Origin of the sequence: Stenotrophomonas sp. PAMC25021 (genome assembly GCF_004795795.1) — a bacterium.
GTDB lineage: Bacteria > Pseudomonadota > Gammaproteobacteria > Xanthomonadales > Xanthomonadaceae > Stenotrophomonas > Stenotrophomonas muris.
In genome coordinates, this window is sequence record NZ_CP039255.1 from 1,240,507 (window position 1) to 1,260,568 (window position 20,062).

Here is a 20,062-nt window from a genome sequence, read left to right on the forward strand (position 1 = left end):
CCGCCGGCGTGGGGGTGAACCCAAGACAGCCAACGCTCGCCCGCCTTGGCCAGCCAGCCCCTTCCACGGTCGCTGTCTTGGGTTCACCCCTACCCCCAGCTGGTCCGCTACCTTGTACAGCGGTGCCACGCCCTCTGTTTGCCTGAAGCCAGGAGAAGACCGATGTTGGACGCCAACCTGCAGTCGCAGCTGAAGACCTATCTGGAGCGCGTGACCCGCCCGATCCAGATCACCGCGCACGCCGACGACGGCGCCAAGTCGCAGGAAATGCTGGAACTGCTGCAGACCCTGGACAGCCTGTCGGACAAGATCTCGCTGCAGGTGCTGCGCGATGGCCAGGGCCGCGTGCCGTCCTTCGACCTGGGCACCCCGGGCCAGGACATCCACCTGACCTTCGCCGGCCTGCCGATGGGCCACGAGTTCACCTCGCTGGTGCTGGCGCTGCTGCAGGTCGGCGGGCACCCGTCCAAGGCCACCGCCGAGCTGATCGAGCAGGTGCAGAACCTGGAAGGCGACTACCGGTTCGAGACCTACTTCTCGCTGTCCTGCCAGAACTGCCCGGACGTGGTGCAGGCGCTGAACCTGGCCGCGGTGCTCAACCCGCGCATCCAGCACGTGGCCATCGATGGCGCCCTGTTCCAGGACGAAGTCGAGAAGCGCGAGATCATGTCGGTGCCGACCGTGTACCTCAACGGTGAAATCTTCGACCAGGGCCGCATGACCCTCGAGCAGATCGTGGCCAAGCTGGACACCAACGCCGGCAAGCGCGATGCCGAGAAGATCGCCGCCAAGGACGCCTTCGACGTGCTGGTGGTGGGCGGTGGCCCGGCCGGCGCTGCAGCGGCGATCTACGCCGCACGCAAGGGCATCCGTACCGGCATCGCCGCCGAGCGTTTCGGTGGCCAGGTGCTGGACACCATGGCGATCGAGAACTTCATTTCGGTGAAGGAGACCGAGGGCCCCAAGCTGGCCACGGCGCTGGAGCAGCACGTGCGCGAGTACGAGGTGGACATCATGAACCTGCAGCGCGCCAGTGCGCTGGTGCCGGCCGGCGAAGACGGCCTGGTGCAGGTGCAGCTGGAAAACGGCGCGGTACTGAAGTCGCGTTCGGTGATCCTGTCCACCGGCGCGCGCTGGCGGCAGATGAACGTGCCGGGCGAAGACCAGTACCGCAACAAGGGCGTGGCGTACTGCCCGCACTGCGATGGCCCGCTGTTCAAGGGCAAGCGCGTGGCGGTGATCGGCGGCGGCAACTCCGGCGTGGAAGCGGCCATCGACCTAGCCGGCATCGTGTCGCATGTAACCCTGCTGGAGTTCGATTCCAGCCTGCGCGCCGATGAAGTGCTGCAGAGGAAGCTGCGCAGCCTGGGCAACGTGACCGTGCTGACCAGCGCGCAGACCACCGAAGTGCTGGGCGACGGCAGCCGCGTCACCGGCCTGGTCTACAAGGACCGCGTCGGCGGCGATGCCCACCGCGTCGAGCTGGAAGGCATCTTCGTGCAGATCGGCCTGCTGCCCAACACCGAGTGGCTGAAGGATGTGGTGGCGCTGTCGCCGCGCGGCGAGATCGTCATCGACGACCGCGGCCAGACCAACCTGCCGGGCGTGTTCGCCGCTGGCGATTGCACGACGGTGCCCTACAAGCAGATCATCATCGCCATGGGCGCCGGCTCGACCGCCGCACTGAGTGCGTTCGACCACCTGATCCGCTCGTCGGTGAGCAACAGCAGCGGTGCCGTTGCTGAAGCAGCCTGATCCACCGTTCCCAGATCACCGGGAACATTGTCTGCCTGTCGGGTAACCACGCCGTCAGCCGGTCCGTTACCCCTGGGGTGTAAGGATGAACCTACGTGATCTGAAGTACCTGGTAGCCCTGGCCGACCACAAGCATTTCGGCCGGGCTGCCGCCTCCTGCTTCGTCAGCCAGCCCACGCTGTCGACGCAGATCCGCAAGCTGGAAGAAGAGCTGGGCCTGCCGCTGGTGGAACGCGCACCGCGCAAGGTGATGCTGACCCCGGCCGGCCAGGAAGCGGCGGCACGGGCGCGGGTGATCGTGTCCGAAGTGGAACAGCTGAAGGAGGCGGCGCGACGCAGCCGCGATCCGGAAGCCGGCACGGTGCGCCTGGGCATCTTCCCGACCCTCGGCCCGTACCTGCTGCCGCATGTGATCCCGCGCATCCGCGAGCGCTTCCCGGAGCTGGAACTGCTGCTGGTCGAGGAAAAGAGCGACGTGCTGCTGGACCGCCTGCGCGAAGGCAAGCTCGACGCCGCACTGCTGGCCCTGCCGGTGATCGACGACCAGCTGCATGCCGAATTCCTGTTCGAGGAACCGTTCCTGCTGGCCGTGTCCGGGCGCCACCCGCTGGCCCGCCGCGAACACCTGGACGTGCAGGAACTGGCCACGCAGAAGCTGCTGCTGCTGGAAGACGGGCATTGCCTGCGCGACCAGGCGCTGGAAGTCTGCCGACTGTTCGGCGCCAACGAGAAGTCCGAATTCCGCGCCACCAGCCTGGAAACCCTGCGGCAGATGGTCGCCGCCGACGTCGGCATCACCCTGCTGCCGAGCCTGTCGGTGCAGCCGCCGGTGCCGCGCTCGAACAACATCCGGCTGCTCGATTTCACCGGCGAAGGCCGTCCCAGCCGCCGCATCGCCATGATCTGGCGCCGCAGCTCGGCCATGAACGACTTCCTGATGGAGCTGGCCGACCAGTTCAAGCGCCTGCCGCAGGCACTGTTCACGCTGGAGGCGCTCGATGCCGGCAGCGATGCACCGGCCCTGCCCGGCCCCGCGCTGAACGGCTGAGCCCCCGCAGCACCGGCCCGGAATCGGCAGGAGTCGATTCCGGCCGCATTTGTCCCCACAATACAGACAGGCGGCGCCAGCAGGTGCCGCCTTTTGCATGGCTTTCAACCAAGGAGCTTCACCATGAACACCGCCAGCGGCCTGCCGCCGTCGATCACCGTTTCTACCTTCGACATGGACCGCCTGGACGCCATGCTCGAATCCCCTGCGCTGAGCCAGACGCCTGCCGCGCTCGCGCTTGCTGAAGAACTCAACCGGGCCACCGTGCTGGCACCGGACCAGATTCCCGAAGGCATCGTCATGATGCATTCGCGCGTGGAGTGCGAAGATGAAGTGTCGGGCGAAAAGCACGTCCTGACCCTGGTCTTCCCCCGCGAAGCCAATGTCGATGAAGGCAAGGTCTCCGTGCTGGCCCCGGTCGGCAGTGCCCTGCTCGGCCTGGCCATCGGCCAGAGCATCGACTGGAACGCGCCCGGCGGCCGCAAGCTGCGCCTGCGCGTGACTGCGGTCCACAACGACCGCCCCTGATTACCGCTGCGCACCGCGCGCGATTCGATCCCCCTGCACCAGGAGCCGTAATGAGTACCCCGTCCAAACTGTCCCAGCTGCGCGAACTGTCCGTGGTCGTTGCCGATACCGGTGACTACGAGGCGATCAAGCGCCTGCAGCCGGTGGACTGCACCACCAACCCGACCCTGGTGAAGAAGGCGCTGGACCTGCCGGTCTACGCCGAACTGATCGAACGCGAACTGGCCTGGGGCCGCCAGCAGGCGGGCGACCGCGAAGCCGTGGTGCACGCCGTGGCCGACCGCCTGACCATCGGCGTCGGCGCGCTGTTGAGCACGCTGGTGCCGGGCCGTGTGTCCACCGAAGTGGACGCCGACCAGGCCCACGACACCGCCGCCACCGTGGCCAAGGCCCGCCAGTTCATCCAGATGTACGCCGATGCCGGGGTGCCGCGCGAGAAGATCCTGATCAAGATCGCCGCGACCTGGGAAGGCGTGGAAGCCGCGCGCATCCTGCAGGCCGAAGGCATCGACTGCAACCTGACCCTGATCTTCAACCCGACCCAGGCGCTGGCCTGCAGCGAGGCCGGCGCGTTCCTGATCTCCCCGTTCGTCGGCCGCATCCTGGACTGGTACGTGGCCAACGGCCAGACCCCGGCCAGCATCGACGAAGACCCGGGCGTGAAGTTCGTGCGCGGCGTCTATGCCGAATTCAAGCGCCGCGGTTCGAAGACGGTGGTGATGGGCGCCTCGTTCCGTTCGACCGCACAGATCGAGGCGCTGGCCGGCTGCGACCGCCTGACCATTTCGCCGGACCTGCTGGAGAAGCTGGACGCCGACCACGGCGCGCTGCCGCGCAAGCTGGTGGCCGGTGCCGCTGATGGCGCGGCGGTGCCCCCGATCGATGCGGCGAAGTTCGCAGCAGACCTGGCGGCCGATCCGATGGCCACCGAGAAGCTGGCGACCGGTATCGATGCGTTTGCCAAGGATCTGGAAGCACTGCGCGAGCGGATCCGCGCGGCACTGTGAGGATTCCGGCCAACGGCTGAGCCCCTCGTGGCGGGTCGGTTGGTCGCAAAGAGCAAAAAGCCGCGCTGGGTCGGGCGGGTTGGGTTCGCGGGAGACGCCGTGAATCCATCCCTGGAGGCTTGGCCGCCGCATCCATGCGGCGGACACTCCCGCGAACCCAACCCGCCCGCCCTCTGACAGTTTCCGGTGGTCACCCGCCACGGAAGAAAGAAAGAAGAGCAACAGCGGGTCGCGCGCTTCGCTTGCTCGGAGCCGAGCATGGCTCGGCTCTACAAGGGCAATGCAGAACCAAATAAAAAGGACGCGGCGAACGCCGCGTCCTTTTTGTTTTCCATCAGTTCGTCAGTAACCCAATGCTCTTTCCCACCGTCACCGGGAAACTGTCGGGGGTGGGGCGGTGTGGGTTGGCAGGACCGTTGGCGCCATGGATGGCGCCATCGAGCCCCCAGGGACGGGTTCACGGCGTGTCCTGCCAACCCACACCGCCCCACCCAACAAGCAGCAACCCAGAGCCGCTTTGGCTTTGGCTTTGGCTTTGGCTTTGGCTTTCAGCCGTTGACGTTGCCCGCCGCAGGCGGACCACCGCGCGTCAGCGCGGCGCCTCCACATCCAACCCGATCGGGCAGCTCACGCCGGTGCCGCCGATGCCGCAGTAGCCGTTCGGATTCTTCGCCAGGTACTGCTGGTGATAGTCCTCGGCGTAGTAGTACGCCGGTGCCGGGTACACGATCTCGGTGGTGATCGGGCCGTAGCCGGCCGCATCCAGCTGGGCCTGGTAGGCCTCGCGGCTGGCCAGCGCGGCAGCGTACTGTGCCTCGTCGGTGGCGTGGATCGCCGAACGGTACTGGGTGCCGGTGTCGTTGCCCTGGCGCATGCCCTGGGTCGGGTCGTGGCTTTCCCAGAACAGCTGCAGCAGCCGTTCCAGGCTCACCACCGCCGGGTCGAACACCACCTGCACCACTTCGGTGTGCCCGGTCAGGCCCGAGCACACTTCTTCATAGGTCGGGTTCGGGGTGATGCCGCCGGCGTAGCCGACCGAGGTGCTGTACACGCCCGGCTCGGTCCAGAACTTGCGCTCGGCGCCCCAGAAACAGCCCAGCGCGAAGCGGATCTGCTGCAGGCCGGCGAAGCGGTCCTTCAGCGGATGGCTGTTCACGAAGTGCTGGTTGCTGTGCAGCGGCAATGGCTGCTCGCGCCCCGGCAGTGCCTCTTCCGGGCGCGGCAGGCGCTGCTTGAAGGCCCCGATGCCGAGGATGCCCTGGCCAATTCCCAACATGATGCGCTCCTACGCCGGCAGTCCGGCCATATCGTCTGCATCGGAAATGGGGTCGGCGGCGGCCTGGCCCAAGTCCAGCGCCGCGATGATGTCCTCCGCCTGCGGCCGCGCCGCGTCGGGGATGCCGACCCGCAACACACCGAACAACGGCAGCTCGCCCATGCCCCCCAGCAGCTGCTCGCCGAACACGAAGGCGGGGATGCCGGCGTTTTCCAGCGCGTGCTTGACCAGATGGGCGTCGAACAGGTTGTCGGCCTTGTACACGATGTGCATGCGGCGGCTCCTCGGGGCAGGGCTCCAGCATACGCCCGGGGGCTGAATGGTGCCGGGGGCGGGATCGGAGAGTTGCCGGCCAGCGGCCGGCACTACCAGAGGGCGGGGCCGGCATCCCCACACCCCACCGGGCAGCCCTGCCCCGTACGCGCTAGACTGTTGGTCTTTCTGCCTTTCTTTTCGCCGACTCATGTCCGAGCACACCCCCGCCAGCCCCGAGACCCCCGCCGACAGCCACGAAAAGCGCGATTTCATCCGCCAGATCGTGCGCGAGGACCTGGCCAGCGGAAAGCACCAGGCGATCAAGACCCGCTTCCCGCCGGAGCCGAACGGCTACCTGCACATCGGTCACGCCAAGTCGATCTGCCTGAACTTCGGCATCGCCGGCGAGTTCAGCGGCGTCTGCAACCTGCGCTTCGATGACACCAACCCGGCCAAGGAAGATCCGGAATACGTGGCCGCGATCCAGGACGACGTGCGCTGGCTGGGCTTCGAGTGGAACGAGCTGCGCCACGCCTCGGACTATTTCCAGGCCTATTACCTGGCCGCCGAGAAGCTGATCGAACAGGGCAAGGCCTACGTCTGCGACCTGTCGGCCGAGGAAGTGCGCGCCTACCGCGGCACCCTGACCGAGCCGGGCCGCCCGTCGCCATGGCGCGACCGCAGCGTCGAGGAAAACCTCGACCTGTTCCGCCGCATGCGCGCCGGTGAATTCCCGGATGGTGCGCGCACCCTGCGCGCCAGGATCGACATGGCCAGCGGCAACATCAACCTGCGCGATCCGGCGCTGTACCGCATCAAGCACGTCGAGCACCAGAACACCGGCAATGCGTGGCCGATCTACCCGATGTACGACTTCGCCCACGCGCTGGGTGATTCGATCGAAGGCATCACCCACTCGTTGTGCACGCTGGAATTCGAAGACCACCGCCCGCTGTACGACTGGTGCGTGGACAACGTCGACTTCGCCCATGACGACGCGCTGACCCAGCCGCTGGTCGATGCCGGCCTGCCGCGCGAAGCGGCCAAGCCGCGCCAGATCGAGTTCTCGCGCCTGAACATCAACTACACGGTGATGAGCAAGCGCAAGCTGATGGCGCTGGTCACCGAACAGCTGGTGGACGGCTGGGAAGACCCGCGCATGCCGACCCTGCAGGGCCTGCGTCGCCGTGGTTACACCCCGGCCGCGATGCGCCTGTTCGCCGAGCGCGTGGGCATCAGCAAGCAGAATTCGCTGATCGACTTCAGCGTGCTGGAAGGCGCGCTGCGCGAGGACCTGGACAGTGCCGCACCGCGCCGCATGGCAGTGGTCGATCCGGTCAAGCTGGTGCTGACCAACCTGCCGGAAGGCCACGAAGAGCAGCTGACCTTCAGCAACCACCCGAAGGACGAAAGCTTCGGCAGCCGCGAAGTACCGTTCGCACGCGAAGTGTGGATCGACCGCGAGGACTTCGCCGAAGTGCCGCCGAAGGGCTGGAAGCGCCTGGTCCCGGGGGGCGAAGTGCGCCTGCGCGGCGCCGGCATCATCCGCTGCGACGAAGTGATCAAGGATGCCGACGGCACCATCACCGAGCTGCGTGGCTGGCTGGATCCGGAATCGCGCCCGGGCATGGAAGGCGCCAACCGCAAGGTCAAGGGCACCATCCACTGGGTCAGCGCCGTGCACGGCGTACCGGCCGAGATCCGCCTGTACGACCGCCTGTTCTCGGTGCCGAACCCGGACGACGAATCGGAAGGCAAGACCTACCGCGATTACCTCAACCCGGAATCGCGCCGCACTGTCACCGGCTATGTCGAGCCGGCCGCGGCCAGCGCCGCGCCGGAGCAGTCGTTCCAGTTCGAGCGTACCGGCTACTTCGTGGCCGACCGCCGCGACCATACCGCAGCCACGCCGGTATTCAACCGCAGCGTGACCCTGCGCGATACCTGGTCGGCCTGAGGGCCTGCGCGGGCGCCTGGATGGCGCCCGCAGGACCGCGACGATGATCACCGCCCTTTCCGTCCTGCTCTGGTTCATCTCGCAGCATCCGCTGCTGACGTTCTTTGCAGCAATGGTGCTGGCCGGGCTGGTCTCGTGGTGGCGGCGCTTTCCGGGCTACGCCATCGTGGTGTTCCCGCTGGCGATGCTCAACATGTTCCTCGGCCACTTCCTCAACGCCGCCTTCCTCAACGTGGTGGGCGAGCGTGGTGAAGCGGTGATCGTCAAGACCGAGCGAACCAGCTCCACGCTCAACGAGCAGTACATCTGGCGCTACGAAGGGGTGCTGCGTACCGCCGAGGGCCGCGACGTGGACGTGGTGTTCCACACCAACACCGCTTCGCTGTGGCCGCTGGAAAACGCCATCCGTATCCCGGCGCGCGACCAGCCGTTCGTGGTCAAGTACACGCCGGGCTTCCCACGCAACTTCGTCATCCTCACCAACGAGTCACCGCACGGCGTCGCCCAGGCCCGGGCCAGCGCGCGCGAGCGGGTGGAGGTGGCGGCACGCAAGCTGCATTTCAGCCCGGGTAATGCCGGTTTCCGCGCGGACTATCGCCGCGAGCTGGAAACCTGGCTGCGCGACCACGGCAACGATCCGCAGCAGCAATCCGACGCGCAGCGATATCGCGCCGAGCTCGACGCACTCGACCGCTAGCCCCAGGCCCTGCCTGGATGTTCCTCCCCATCCATCCACAGGCCTGACATGACCACGAGCGCCACCGCCCTCCTCCCGCTGCTGCAGCAGGCCCTGCAGGACACCGGCACCGCCAGCCGCATCGACGGCAACGCGCTGCTGCTGGACAGCGGCCTGCGCCTGACCCCGCATGCAATGGCCGCGCAAGCGCGCGACAACGGCGGCTGGCAGACCTCCACCGTCATTGAAAGCCAGCATCCGCAGTTGTTCGCCGATGGCCTGTTCGAGTACCAGCACGCAAATGGTGCCGATGAGCAGGCATCGCTGTTGTCCGGCTTCCAGGCCTGGGCCCGGGTGGACCTGGTGACCCTGCAGACCGCGATCGGCGCCCAAGACGCACAGGGCCTGCCGATGATGGGCCTGACCTATCCGGTCGGCGACGAGGGTGAGGAACATCAGCGCACCGTGGTGCTGGGGCCGTTGGCGCACTACCGTGCACAGGACGTGGATGCCTCCACCTGCAGCGAAGACGATCATGGCTCCTGCCCCTGCTGCCTGTTCACCCGCAGCATGGAGGCCTTCGACGAGCTGCTGAAAGCCCGCCATTTCCTCGCCATCCGCCTGTTCGCCTCGCGCGATGCCGACGGCCTGTGCGAGGCCGATTGCCGGGTCAACGGCCACGACTTCGCCGCCGCCCTGCCCCTGCTGCGCGCCTATGCTGCCAGTTGGCCGCAGGCCGGGCTGGAATTCCGCAAGCAGTACGTGGTGATCCGCACCGGCTCGCCGGGCTGAGCCCGGCCCACGCGCGGTACAGGCCGGTGCGGCTACACTGCGCGCCGGTTTCCCCAAGCAACCGCACTTTTTCCCATCCCACACGAGGCACCCCCGCGATGCTGTACGCGCAAGTCCACCTGACCCTTCCCGCCTGGATCCACGACCAGATCGACCTGGATCGTCGATATCCGGGCGATGAGGCCAAGGTCGCGCTGGCGATCGAGCTGTCGCGGCTGAACGTCGAGCACGCCAGTGGCGGTCCGTTCGGTGCGGTGGTGTTCGGACCGGACGACAAGGTCATCGCCGCCGGCGTGAACCGGGTGATGCCGCACGCGACCTCGCTGGCGCACGCCGAGAACATGGCCTACATGCTGGCCCAGCAGCGCCTGCAGACCCCGCGCCTGAACGCGGTGCTGTCGCCGGTCACCCTGGCCACCAGCTCGCAGCCGTGCTGCCAGTGCTACGGCGCCACCGTGTGGGCCGGCATCGACCGCCTGCTGATCGGTGCCAACTCGGCCGACGTCGAGGAACTGACCCCGTTCGATGAAGGCCCGCTGCCGGCCGACTGGGTGGGTGAACTCAACAAGCGCGGCATCGAAGTGGTGCAAGGCCTGAACCGCGACGCCGCGCGCAGCGTGCTGCGTGCCTATGGGGAAAGCGATGGCGCCCGTTACTGAAACCGGCATCGGCCTGCTGTGCCTGTGCCGGCAGGGCTTCGAGCCCGAGCTGGCCGGCGAGCTGCAGTTCCGCGCCGGTGAAGCCGGTTTCGCCGGCTATGCGCGCACCCAGCGCAATGACGGCTACGTGCTTTTCATGTGCGACGAAGCCGCCGCGCTGGCGCCGCGCCTGCGCTGGCGCGAGCTGATCTTCGCGCGGCAGAAGCTGGTGGTGCTGGCCGAACTGCCGCAGCTGGACCCGGCGGACCGGATCACCCCGATGCTGGAAGTGCTGGCCGATGCGCCGCGCTTCGGCGACCTGTGGGTGGAACACCCCGATTCGGACGCCGGCAAGCCACTGTCCGGTCTGGCCCGTGCCTTCGGCAATGCACTGCGCCCGGCGCTGCGCAAGGCCGGCAAGCTCACTGATAAGCCGAACAACCGCCTGCCGCGCCTGCATGTGGTGTTCGTCGATGGCACCCATGCCTTCGTCTGCGTGGCCGACCCGGCCGACAGCGCACCGTGGGCGCTGGGCATCCCGCGCCTGAAGCTGCTGCCCGAGGCGCCTTCGCGTTCGGCGCTGAAGCTGGACGAGGCGCTGCTGACCCTGCTGACGCCGGAAGAACGCGAGGCGCTGGCCAAGCCCGGCATGCGTGCGGCCGACCTCGGCGCCGCACCCGGCGGCTGGACCTGGGTGCTGACCCGCCAGCACATGCACGTGCTGAGCATCGACAACGGCCCGCTGCGCCAGCACGTGCTGGACACCGGACTGGTCGAGCACCTGCGCGCCGATGGCTTCCACTGGCACCCGGAACAGCCGCTGGACTGGATGGTCTGCGACATGGTCGAGCAGCCGCGCCGCGTGGCCGAACGCATGGCCACCTGGTTCCGCGAGGGCTGGTGCCGGCATGCGATCTTCAATCTGAAACTGCCGATGAAGAAGCGCTGGGACGAAACCCGGCTGTGCCTGGACCTGTTCCAGGACCAGGCCGGCAAGCCGCTGGTGGTCCGCGCCAAGCAGCTCTATCACGATCGTGAAGAGATCACCGTGCTGGCTTCGCCGCTGCGCTGATCCGTCATCGGCGGCACAGGTTGCCGGGAGTACGCTCCCGGTACCCTCTGGCAAGGAGGCTGTCATGAACCTTCCGCGTACTGCGCTGCTGTTGACCATCCTGCTGGCCTCGGTACCGGCCATCGCCCAGCACGGCCCGTCCACGCCGGCGCAGAGCCAGCCGCTGGGCCCCACCGGCGGCGCGATCCGCCAGCAACCGCTGGATGCGGGCCGGGTCAGCGGCAGCGTCGAGATTCCGCAGCCGGCCGGCGAGGCACAGGTGACCGTGCGTTCGCTGGAACCGAGCAGCGTGGTCGGCCAGTACCGCATCCATTTCGCCGCGCTGGATGTGAATGGCGACGGCTTCATCAGCCGCGAGGAAGCACAGGCCAATCCGGCGCTGGCCGACGAATTCAATTCGCTGGACCGCATGCACCGCGGCAAGCTGGACCGCACCGACCTGGCCGGCTGGCTGGTGGATTGAAAAAGGGGACGGAGGGGATTAAGTCGTATGTGCACAAACGACTTAATCCCCTCCGTCCCCTTTTTGCTTCAGACGCCGGCGGCGCGCTTCCAGAACGCCTGTACCAGCGGCGGCCATTTGCCGACACAGCCCAGCGCGCGGCCACGGGCCAGGGTCAAGTGCATCTCGTCGTTGGAGAACAGGCGGTTGATCGCATCGAAGCTGTAGGCGGCGATCTGGTTGTCGCTGCGCCGTTCGCGTGCCCAGCGCTGCAGGCGCTGCGGCGACAGCCGCGGCTGGCCACGGCGCTCGGCCGACGGCGCCAGCCACTGCTGCAGGGCGGCGACATCGCGCAGGCCCAGGTTCACGCCCTGCCCGGCCAGCGGATGCACCACATGCGCGGCATCACCCAATGCCAGCACGCGGCCGGCCACGTAGTGACGGGCCAGTTGGCGACGCAGCGGGAAGGCCGCACGCGGTGACGCCAGTCGCAGCTCACCCAGCCGTGCCGCGAAGGCGCGGGTCAGTTCCCGGTTGAAGGCGTCCTCGTCCAAGGCCAGCACACGTGCCGCCTCGTCCTCGGGCAGGGTCCAGACGATCGAGCTGCGGCGCTCGGCCACCGGCAGCAGCGCCAGCGGCCCGCCCGGCAGGAAACGCTGCCAGGCGGTGGCCTGGTTGGGAAGATCGCTGTCCACGTAGGCCACCACGCCACGCTGGTGGTAGTCATGCTTTTCAACCTCGATCCCGGCCAGTTGGCGCAGGGTCGATTCGGCGCCGTCGGCGGCCACCGCCAACGCCGCTTCCAGGCGACGACCGTCATCCAGGCGCAGGCGCACGCCGTCGTCGTCCTGCTCCAGCGCGTCCACCCGCGCCGGGCAGTGCAGCTGCACGCCCGCCGCCGGCAACGCCGCCCACAGGCGATCCTGCAGCAGGCCGTTCTCGACGATGTAGCCCAGTTCACGACGGCCGAAGCGATCGGCATCGAACAGCAGATCTTCGCCACCGGCCGCGTCCCACACCTGCATGCGCCGGTAGGGCCAGGCACGGGCCTGCGCGATCGCCGGCCACACGCCCAGGCGGTTCAGCAGCTGAACGTTGTCGGCAGCGAAGGCGAACACGCGCAGGTCAGGCTGTGCGGCCTGCCACGGCGCGGGCTCACGACCTTCCACCAGCGCAACCGACAGGCCGGCATCGGCCAGCGCCAGCGCGCACGCGGCACCGACCACGCCACCACCGACGATGGCCACATCAAGGCGCATGCGCCGGCTCATGCGGCTTCTCCGCGGCACAGGCGCGGCACTTCGCCGCGGAAGCCCATCGCGCCACCGACCAGCATCGACTGCACCGAGGCGCGTTGCGCGGCCACCAGGCCGAGGCTGCGCAGCGGCCGCATCAGCGGTGCCGGATTGCTGGTCAGCCGTGCCAGGCCACCCGAGAACGCCACCGTCTGCCGTCGGTCTTCCTGGCGGCGCGCAACATAGGCCTGCAGCAGCACATCGCTGCCGGCATCCTCGTGCGCATCCTCCAGCAGTTCGGCCAGGGTCAGCGCATCGCGCAGGCCCAGGTTGAAGCCCTGCGCACCCAGCGGATGGATGGTCTGCGCGGCATTGCCCAGCAGCACCGTGCGTTCACCGGCCAATGCGCGCGCCAGCACCTGGATGAGCGGGTAAGCGCTGCGCGGGCCGGATTCGAGCAGCCGACCGGCACGCCAGCCGATCGCATCCTGCAGGCGCTGCAGCCAGGCCGCATCGTCCAGCGCCATCACCGCATCGGCCTGATCGCGGGCCACGCCATGCACGGTGCCGAAGTGGCGGTCACCGCGCGGCAGCAGGGCGGTCGGGCCGGTATCGGTGAAGCGCTCCCAGGCCGTGCCATCCGGCGCGCGCTGGCTGCGCACGCGGGCCACGAACAGGGTCTGCTGGAAATCATGCCGGTCGACCTCGATGCCCAGCGCGCCACGCACACCGCTGGTCGTGCCATCGGCACCGACCACCAGCCGTGCCAGCAGTACGCGCTCGCCGGTCTCGTCGGCCACCCGCACCTGGCGGTAGCCGTCGACCACCTCGCCCAGGCCCAGGAACCGCATCGGCCGGTAGCGCCGCAGCTGCGGCAGCTCCTGCAGGCGCGCTTCCAGCGCCTGGCCGAAGTCACGCGCGACAACCACCTGGCCGAACCACGGCCGGTCGTAGTCGGAAGCCTCCAGCTGCACGCGGCCGAAATCGCCGGCGCGGCTGACATGGATGCGGCGGATCGGGCCCGGCGCCATCGCCAGCTTCTGCATGACCCCCAACGCGGTCAGCGCGTTGACGGTCGCCGCGGCGAAACTGAGGTTGCGCTGGTCGAACACCGCCGGCAGCTCGCCGGCCGGGCTGGCTTCGAGCAGGCCCACGTCGCGGCCCAACCGGTCCAGGGCAATGGCCAGGCTGGCACCGACCAGGCCGCCACCGACGATCAGCACGTCATGTCGTTCACTCATGGTGTTCATGATACGCGCTCGCCCCGCCCGGACACCCAACAGCCCCCGACCTGCGCCAACCGGCGCGGCGGGCTAGAATGAAACCTGAATCCGCTCCGGGCCCGCTGCCATGTCCGCCACCGCCAACCGTGCCTTCGTCCTGTCCGTACTCGTGCTGTTGCTGGCGGCGACCCGGGTCAACCACTTCGCGGCGATCCCGGATGCCTCCTGGGCGGTGTTCTTCATCGGCGGCTTCTACCTGGCTGGCTGGACCCGCTGGGCGTTCCCGCTGCTGATGGTGTTCGCGGTGCTGGTGGACTGGATCGTGATCCGCAGCAGCGGCCTGGATTTCTGGCAGCACTACTGCGTGTCGCCGGGCTACTGGCTGCTGCTGCCGGCGTATTTCTCGCTGTGGGCCGGCGGCATGCTGCTGGGCCGCAACTACCAGGGGGCACGCTGGCCGGTACTGGCCAAGGGCGCGCTGCTGCTGGTGGCCTCGGTGGCGGTCTGTCACCTGCTCGCGCAGGGCGGCTTCTACTGGACCAGCCGCAACGTGGCCGAACCGACGCTGGCCGGCTGGGCACAGAACTACGCACAGTGGTTCGGGCCGTACCTGCGCACCACCGCCATCTACGTGGCGCTGGCCGCCGCCCTGCAGCTGGCCGTGGAGCAGGTACTGAAGCTCCAGCAGGCCCGCCGCGACATCCGGCACTGAGCCGCGCCATGGGTCATCGCCTCTCGCGCATCTATACCCGCACCGGCGACGACGGCAGTACCGGCCTTGGCGACGGCCAGCGCGTGGCCAAGGATGATGCCCGCGTGGCGTCCTACGGCACTGTCGACGAAGCCAATGCCGCACTCGGCCTGCTGCTGGCCACGGCGCTGCCCGACGACGTGCGCGCGCTGGTGGTGCATCTGCAACACCAGCTGTTCGACCTGGGCGCCGAACTGTGCATCCCCGGCCACGCCGCGATCCACGCCGCCGATGTGTCGGCACTGGAACAGCAGCTGGATCACTACAACGCCAGCCTGCCGATGTTGAAGGAATTCATCCTGCCAGCCGGTGGCGAGGCCGCCGCACGCTGCCACCTGGCGCGCACCATCGTCCGCCGGGCCGAGCGCGAGACGGTCACCCTGGCCCGCCACGACGCCGTGCGCAGCGAGGCGCTGCAGTACCTCAACCGGCTGTCGGACCTGTTGTTCGTGCTGGCCCGGGTGCTGGCCCGTGCCGATGGCCATGGCGAAGCGCTGTGGCAGCCACAGCAGCGCCAGCGCTGAGTCGGCACGATGCTGGTCTTCACCCATCCGTCCTGCCTGCTGCATGACCCCGGCCCTGGCCATCCGGAGTGCCCGCAACGCCTGCAGCATGTGCTCGATGCCCTGCACGCCGCCTTCCCCGGCCAGCTGGACTGGCGCGAGGCGCCGCCGGCCAAGTTCGGCGAACTGACCCGGGTCCACGACAGCGCCCTGCTCGACTTCGTGCTGCAGCCGCAGACCGCGCCGCTGCGACAGCTGGACATGGACACCTGGACCTCGCCCGGCTCGGCCAGTGCCGCCGTGCATGCCGCCGGCGCCGGCGTGGCGGCGGTAGATGCGGTGATGCTGGGCGAGGACCCGCTGGCGTTCTGCGCGGTGCGGCCACCGGGCCACCACGCCACCAGCAGCACTGCGATGGGCTTCTGCCTGCTCAACAACATCGCCATCGCCGCCGCCTACGCCCGTGACCGTCATGGCCTGGAGCGGATCGCGGTGGTCGATTTCGATGTCCACCATGGCAACGGCACCCAGGACATCTTCCAGCACGACGCCCGGGTCTCGTACTACAGCACCCACCAGGCCGGGCTGTTCCCCAACTCCGGCCTGCGCCGCGACCGCGGTGCCGGCAACCTGATGAACATCCTGCTGCCCCCCGGCAGCGGCGGTTTCCGCTTCCGCAATGTGTGGGCCGACGAGATGCTGCCGGCCATCGACGACTTCCGGCCGCAGCTGCTGCTGATTTCGGCCGGCTTCGATGCCCACCTGCGCGATCCGCAGGCCGACCTGATGCTGGAAACCGACGATTTCGCCTGGATCACCCGCGAACTGCATGCGCTGGCGCGCCGCCATGCGGCCGGCCGGGTGGTCTCGATGCTGGAAGGCGGCTATGACCTGCTGGCCCTTGCCGAGTGCAGCGTGGCCCATGTCCGGGCCCTGCTGCCCCCCCCACCGGGCAGCGTCTCCGGATGAACCCGAACCGGCAGGATCCGACGCCCTTCATTGCCCCTATGCAAGGGATGGGGCAAGCTACCGTCCGTTTTCGCCCGAATCCGAACCGCGTGCGCCGAGCCCTCCGCCTGCTTCCCCTGCCTCTGAGCATCGCCATCTGCCTGCCGGCAATGGCCGATGAAAAGCCGCTCAACTGGGGCCTGTGCCCGGCTACCGACGTGATTCCCGCGTTCACCGATGCCCCTGTCCCGGTCCCGGTCCCGGGGCAGGACAAGGCCGCCGCCAGCGCCGCGCGCGAGCAGCAGCCGACCGACATCGAGGGTGACCAGCTGCTGGGCACCACCACCGTGCCGCAGTACGAAGGCAACGTGGCCCTGCGCCGTGGCGACCAGTTCGTCGGCACCGACAAGCTCAGCTTCGATACCGAGACCGGCAACTACATCGCCGACGGAAATGTCCGCTACCAGGACTCCTCGATCCGCATGGTCGCCAAGCGCGCCGAGGGCAACCAGGAAAGCGACACCCACAAGATCACCGACATCAAGTACCAGCTGGTGTCGCGCCGCGGCAACGGCGATGCCGAATCGGTCGACCTGCAGGGCGCGGTCGGCCAGATGCACCGCTCCACCTACACCACCTGCGACCCGTCGCAGCCGGTGTGGAAGCTGTCGGCGCCGCAGATCGAAGTGGACAACGACGAAGGCTTCGGTACCGCCCGCAACGCCGTGCTTCGCATCGGCAAGGTGCCGGTGCTGTGGGCGCCGTACTTCAAGTTCCCGATCGACGACCGCCGCAAGACCGGCCTGCTGTTCCCGCAGCTGGGCATGTCCGGCCGCAACGGTTTCGATTACGCACAGCCGATCTACTTCAACCTGGCGCCGAACTACGACGACACGTTGACCCCGCGCTACATGAGCCGGCGCGGCCTGATGCTCGACAACGAATTCCGCTACCTCTACAACGGCGGCCGCGGCGAACTGCTGACCGCGTTCATGCCCAACGACAAACTGCGCGACCGCGACCGCGGCCGGGTGATGTTCGGCGGCTACCACAACCTCGACGACCACTGGCAGGCCCGCGCCAACCTGGCCTGGGTCAGCGACGAACGCTATGTGGAAGACTTCGCCAACCGCCTGGTGGGGGTCACCGCGTCGAACCTGCAGAGCACCATCGGCCTGTACGGCACTGGCAGGAACTGGACGGCCGGCATCATGGCCGACCGCTGGCAGCTGACCGACTACACCCTCAACGAGGGTGCGCTGGCCTACAACCGCCAGCCGCGCCTGTATTTCAACTGGGACAAGCCGGTCCTGCCGTGGCTGGAAACCGGCATCTACGCCGAAGCCGTGCGTTTCACCCACGACGACATCAACTTCAAGTACGGCGCTGATGCGGGACCGGACCTGCAGTACACCCGCAACGGCAGCCGTCAGACCGACGGCATCGGTGTCAGCGGCGGCTCGCGGCTGGATGTCAAACCCTACGTGTCGTTCCCGATCAGCGGCGCGGCCTGGTATGTCACGCCGACCCTGGCCTACCGCTATACCGGTTACCAGCTGGACCGTGGCCTGGTTGATGGCGTGAACGGCATCCGCGGCCAGATCCTGCGTTCGCAGGGCATCGACCCGAACACCGCCACACCGGAACAGCTGCGCGGCAACACCTCGCCCAGCCGCAGCCTGCCGATCGGCAGCATCGACGCCGGCCTGTTCTTCGATCGCGAGACCCGCATCGGTGGCAAGTCCTTCCTGCAGACCCTGGAACCGCGCCTGTTCTACCTGCGCACGCCCTACCGCGATCAGGACGAGCTGCCGATCTTCGACACCCGCGACTTCACCTTCAGCTGGGGCCAGCTGTTCCGCGATTCTCGCTATACCGGCGCCGATCGCCAGAACGACGCCAACCAGCTGACCATGGCGCTGAGCACCCGCTTCATCGACCAGACCACCGGCAAGGAACGCTTCTCGGCCTCCATCGGCCAGATCCAGTACTTCGACGAATCGCGGGTGACCGTCACCCCGGGTGGCGCGCCGGTGGAGAAGGGCAAGTCGGCGTGGATCGCTGACGGCAACTACATGATCAACGACCGCTGGACCCTGGGTGCCACCTACCAGTGGGACCCCAAGTACAAGCGCGAGGATCTGGCCAGCGTCCGCGCCCGCTACCTGATGCCCAACGATGGCGTGATCAACCTCAGCTACCGTTACCGCATCAACTCCGGCGCCCCGGCCACCGCCAACAAGCATGACCGCACGCTGCTGGAACAGGCCGACCTGTCGTTCCTGTACCCGCTGAATGCGCGCTGGAGCCTGGTCGGCCGCTACTACTACTCGCTGCAGGACAAGGAACCGCTGGAGATCATCGCCGGCGTCCAGTGGGACAGCTGCTGCCTGGCCGTGCGTGCGGTCGCCCGCCGCTACGTCCGCAACCGCGAAGGCGAGATGAACAACGCCATCCAGCTGGAGTTCGTGCTCAAGGGCCTGAGCTCCCTGGGCCAGGACACGGACCGTACCCTGCGCCGTGCTATCCTCGGCTACAACCGCGACGACCTCTATCTCGTGCCGCCGAGCAACACCGGGGCGACCCGGGATGACTACGATCCGAACCTGATCCCATGACCAAGCGCTTCCCCGTTCTTCTCGCCTCGCTGCTGGCGGTGTCCAGCGTGTCCGCCCCCCTGCAGGTGCTTGCCCAGGAGGCGCAGCCGCTTGACCGCATCGCCGCCGTCGTCGATGAGGACGTGATCCTGCAGAGCGAGCTCCAGCGTGCGATCGCCAACATCAAGGCGCAGTACGCCGGCCGCGAAAACCAGCTGCCGCCGGAAGACGTGCTCAGCCGCCAGGTGCTCGAGCGCCTGGTGCTGGTCAAGCTGCAGGTGGCCCGCGCCCAGGGCAGCGGCATCCGGGTCAGCGACCAGGAGCTGAACCAGGCGATGAACTCCATCGCCCAGCAGAACGGTTCGAACCTGGACGCCCTGCGCCAGCGCCTGGCCCATGACGGCATCGACTTCAACGATTTCCGCGCCTCGGTGCGTGACGAGATCACCGTGCAGCGCCTGCGCCAGAGCTTCGCGCAGAGCCGCATCAGCGTCAGCGAGGGTGAAGTCGACGCCGCGCTGAAGCAGCAGGCCACGGTGGGCAACCAGTACCACCTGGCGCACATCCTGATCGCCCTGCCCGACGGTGCCAACGCCGACCAGATCGCCACCGGCCAGAAGAAGGCCGATGGTGTGAAGACCCTGCTGGACAAGGGCGAGCTGGACTTCAACGCTGCAGCCGTGCGCTATTCGGACAGCCCGAATGCACTGGAAGGCGGTGACCTGGGCTGGCGCAGCCTGGATGAAATCCCGCAGGCCTTTGCCCAGATGATGGAAAAGATGAAGCCCGGCGAAGTGGTCGGCCCGATCCGTGGCCCGAGCGGCTTCCAGCTGCTGAAGCTGGTGGAAGTGCGTGACGCCAGCTCCGCCGCCGCCGGTGAGCATACGGTCACCGAATTCCACGGCCGCCACATCCTGGTGCGCGTGGACGACCACCAGACCGACGCCGCCGCCAAGGCCAAGATCGACACCCTGCGTGCCCGCATCGCCGGTGGTGCCGAGTTCCAGACCGTTGCCAAGGAATCCTCCGAGGACAACAACAGCAAGGGCCAGGGCGGTGACCTGGGCTGGTTCCCGGCCGACGCGTTCGGTCCGGCCTTCGGCCAGCAGGTGGAAGGCCTCCAGGACGGTGGTGTCAGCCAGCCGTTCCGTACCGATGCCGGTTGGCACATCGTGCAGCGCGTGGCGACCCGCCAGACCGACGTGACCACCGACAACCAGCGTGCCCAGGTCCGCGAGACCATCGGCCGCCGCAAGCTGGAAGACGAGTACAACCGCTTCCTGCAGGAACTGCGTGGCGAAGCCTACGTCAGCTTCCGCAGCGGCGACCGCGCGGAAAACACCGCCACCCCGCCGCAGT

The 20,062-nt window shown here is 68.0% G+C and carries 18 protein-coding genes and 1 pseudogene; 15 read left to right on the top strand and 4 right to left on the bottom strand.

Annotation, left to right across the window (positions count from 1 at the left end):
• Positions 1–162 precede the first annotated feature (162 nt).
• The 4 genes from ahpF (at position 163) to E5790_RS06045 (ending at position 4,338) form a co-directional block, all read left to right on the top strand.
• A complete protein-coding gene (ahpF, locus tag E5790_RS06030; protein WP_111206812.1) occupies positions 163–1,755 on the top strand; it encodes an alkyl hydroperoxide reductase subunit F in 1,593 nt (530 codons plus the stop codon).
• An 85-nt stretch (positions 1,756–1,840) separates the two neighbouring features.
• Positions 1,841–2,803 carry a LysR substrate-binding domain-containing protein gene (locus E5790_RS06035; protein WP_014646003.1) on the top strand — a complete coding sequence of 321 codons (963 nt, stop codon included), beginning with the start codon at positions 1,841–1,843 and terminating at the stop codon, positions 2,801–2,803.
• Between the two features lie 123 nt (positions 2,804–2,926).
• Positions 2,927–3,331 carry a nucleoside diphosphate kinase regulator gene (gene rnk, locus E5790_RS06040; RefSeq protein ID WP_014036052.1) on the top strand — a complete coding sequence of 135 codons (405 nt, stop codon included), beginning with the start codon at positions 2,927–2,929 and terminating at the stop codon, positions 3,329–3,331.
• 50 nt (positions 3,332–3,381) lie between these two features.
• A complete protein-coding gene (locus E5790_RS06045; RefSeq protein WP_032956985.1) occupies positions 3,382–4,338 on the top strand; it encodes a transaldolase in 957 nt (318 codons plus the stop codon).
• A gap of 589 nt (positions 4,339–4,927) precedes the next feature.
• Here E5790_RS06045 and msrA read toward each other — a convergent pair.
• On the bottom strand, positions 4,928–5,593 hold the full coding sequence (gene msrA, locus E5790_RS06050; RefSeq protein ID WP_032956996.1) for a peptide-methionine (S)-S-oxide reductase MsrA: 666 nt from the start codon (positions 5,591–5,593) through the stop codon (positions 4,928–4,930).
• Between the two features lie 30 nt (positions 5,594–5,623).
• Entirely contained in the window at positions 5,624–5,887 is a 264-nt protein-coding gene (locus E5790_RS06055) for a DUF2007 domain-containing protein (RefSeq protein WP_032956987.1), read from the bottom strand.
• Positions 5,888–6,077: 190 nt separating this feature from the next.
• Between E5790_RS06055 and E5790_RS06060 the strand changes: the two genes are divergently transcribed.
• The 6 genes from E5790_RS06060 to E5790_RS06085 all read left to right on the top strand — a co-directional run bounded on the left by E5790_RS06060 (position 6,078) and on the right by E5790_RS06085 (position 11,467).
• Positions 6,078–7,826 carry a glutamine--tRNA ligase/YqeY domain fusion protein gene (locus tag E5790_RS06060; protein WP_049440148.1) on the top strand — a complete coding sequence of 583 codons (1,749 nt, stop codon included), beginning with the start codon at positions 6,078–6,080 and terminating at the stop codon, positions 7,824–7,826.
• 43 nt (positions 7,827–7,869) lie between these two features.
• Positions 7,870–8,523 carry a membrane protein gene (locus tag E5790_RS06065; protein WP_014645998.1) on the top strand — a complete coding sequence of 218 codons (654 nt, stop codon included), beginning with the start codon at positions 7,870–7,872 and terminating at the stop codon, positions 8,521–8,523.
• A gap of 48 nt (positions 8,524–8,571) precedes the next feature.
• Complete coding sequence (locus E5790_RS06070) at positions 8,572–9,294, top strand: DUF6348 family protein (RefSeq protein WP_014645997.1); 723 nt, start codon at positions 8,572–8,574, stop codon at positions 9,292–9,294.
• 98 nt (positions 9,295–9,392) lie between these two features.
• Complete coding sequence (locus tag E5790_RS06075; RefSeq protein ID WP_004154307.1) at positions 9,393–9,953, top strand: nucleoside deaminase; 561 nt, start codon at positions 9,393–9,395, stop codon at positions 9,951–9,953.
• On the top strand, positions 9,937–11,004 hold the full coding sequence (gene rlmM, locus E5790_RS06080) for a 23S rRNA (cytidine(2498)-2'-O)-methyltransferase RlmM (RefSeq protein ID WP_046428937.1): 1,068 nt from the start codon (positions 9,937–9,939) through the stop codon (positions 11,002–11,004). The genes E5790_RS06075 and rlmM overlap by 17 nt, the downstream gene beginning before the upstream one ends.
• Before the next feature lie 64 nt (positions 11,005–11,068).
• A complete protein-coding gene (locus tag E5790_RS06085; protein WP_111206891.1) occupies positions 11,069–11,467 on the top strand; it encodes an EF-hand domain-containing protein in 399 nt (132 codons plus the stop codon).
• Between the two features lie 68 nt (positions 11,468–11,535).
• On the opposite strand, the gene E5790_RS06090 is transcribed toward E5790_RS06085, so the two are convergent.
• Together E5790_RS06090 and ubiH are read right to left on the bottom strand one after the other, a co-directional pair.
• A complete protein-coding gene (locus tag E5790_RS06090) occupies positions 11,536–12,717 on the bottom strand; it encodes a UbiH/UbiF family hydroxylase (protein ID WP_049440151.1) in 1,182 nt (393 codons plus the stop codon).
• Positions 12,714–13,922, bottom strand: coding sequence for a 2-octaprenyl-6-methoxyphenyl hydroxylase (gene ubiH, locus E5790_RS06095; RefSeq protein ID WP_014645993.1), 1,209 nt, complete (start codon positions 13,920–13,922; stop codon positions 12,714–12,716). The genes E5790_RS06090 and ubiH overlap by 4 nt, the downstream gene beginning before the upstream one ends.
• A gap of 109 nt (positions 13,923–14,031) precedes the next feature.
• Between ubiH and E5790_RS06100 the strand changes: the two genes are divergently transcribed.
• The 5 genes and pseudogenes from E5790_RS06100 to E5790_RS06120 form a co-directional block, all read left to right on the top strand.
• On the top strand, positions 14,032–14,616 hold the full coding sequence (locus E5790_RS06100; RefSeq protein ID WP_014645992.1) for a hypothetical protein: 585 nt from the start codon (positions 14,032–14,034) through the stop codon (positions 14,614–14,616).
• An 8-nt stretch (positions 14,617–14,624) separates the two neighbouring features.
• Positions 14,625–15,179, top strand: coding sequence for a cob(I)yrinic acid a,c-diamide adenosyltransferase (locus E5790_RS06105; protein ID WP_014645991.1), 555 nt, complete (start codon positions 14,625–14,627; stop codon positions 15,177–15,179).
• Between the two features lie 9 nt (positions 15,180–15,188).
• Positions 15,189–16,127, top strand: a complete 939-nt coding sequence (locus E5790_RS06110; protein WP_046428929.1) for a histone deacetylase family protein — start codon at positions 15,189–15,191, stop codon at positions 16,125–16,127.
• A gap of 89 nt (positions 16,128–16,216) precedes the next feature.
• Positions 16,217–18,724, top strand: a complete 2,508-nt coding sequence (gene lptD, locus E5790_RS06115) for an LPS-assembly protein LptD (protein WP_168708230.1) — start codon at positions 16,217–16,219, stop codon at positions 18,722–18,724.
• A pseudogene (locus E5790_RS06120) lies at positions 18,721–20,052 on the top strand (peptidylprolyl isomerase); the annotation flags it as partial. The gene lptD and the pseudogene E5790_RS06120, both read left to right, overlap by 4 nt.
• Positions 20,053–20,062 lie beyond the last annotated feature (10 nt).

Bases quoted from the DNA above. Each gene is read 5' to 3' on its own strand.
- E5790_RS06105 (WP_014645991.1), top strand. From the start codon at position 14,625: ATGGGTCATCGCCTCTCGCGCATCTATACCCGCACCGGCGACGACGGC.
- rnk (WP_014036052.1), top strand. From the start codon at position 2,927: ATGAACACCGCCAGCGGCCTGCCGCCGTCGATCACCGTTTCTACCTTC.
- E5790_RS06065 (WP_014645998.1), top strand. From the start codon at position 7,870: ATGATCACCGCCCTTTCCGTCCTGCTCTGGTTCATCTCGCAGCATCCG.
- E5790_RS06085 (WP_111206891.1), top strand. From the start codon at position 11,069: ATGAACCTTCCGCGTACTGCGCTGCTGTTGACCATCCTGCTGGCCTCG.
- ubiH (WP_014645993.1), bottom strand. From the start codon at position 13,922: ATGAGTGAACGACATGACGTGCTGATCGTCGGTGGCGGCCTGGTCGGT.
- E5790_RS06045 (WP_032956985.1), top strand. From the start codon at position 3,382: ATGAGTACCCCGTCCAAACTGTCCCAGCTGCGCGAACTGTCCGTGGTC.
- E5790_RS06070 (WP_014645997.1), top strand. From the start codon at position 8,572: ATGACCACGAGCGCCACCGCCCTCCTCCCGCTGCTGCAGCAGGCCCTG.
- E5790_RS06090 (WP_049440151.1), bottom strand. From the start codon at position 12,717: ATGAGCCGGCGCATGCGCCTTGATGTGGCCATCGTCGGTGGTGGCGTG.
- E5790_RS06035 (WP_014646003.1), top strand. From the start codon at position 1,841: ATGAACCTACGTGATCTGAAGTACCTGGTAGCCCTGGCCGACCACAAG.
- E5790_RS06060 (WP_049440148.1), top strand. From the start codon at position 6,078: ATGTCCGAGCACACCCCCGCCAGCCCCGAGACCCCCGCCGACAGCCAC.
- E5790_RS06110 (WP_046428929.1), top strand. From the start codon at position 15,189: ATGCTGGTCTTCACCCATCCGTCCTGCCTGCTGCATGACCCCGGCCCT.
- rlmM (WP_046428937.1), top strand. From the start codon at position 9,937: ATGGCGCCCGTTACTGAAACCGGCATCGGCCTGCTGTGCCTGTGCCGG.
- E5790_RS06100 (WP_014645992.1), top strand. From the start codon at position 14,032: ATGTCCGCCACCGCCAACCGTGCCTTCGTCCTGTCCGTACTCGTGCTG.
- E5790_RS06055 (WP_032956987.1), bottom strand. From the start codon at position 5,887: ATGCACATCGTGTACAAGGCCGACAACCTGTTCGACGCCCATCTGGTC.
- ahpF (WP_111206812.1), top strand. From the start codon at position 163: ATGTTGGACGCCAACCTGCAGTCGCAGCTGAAGACCTATCTGGAGCGC.
- E5790_RS06075 (WP_004154307.1), top strand. From the start codon at position 9,393: ATGCTGTACGCGCAAGTCCACCTGACCCTTCCCGCCTGGATCCACGAC.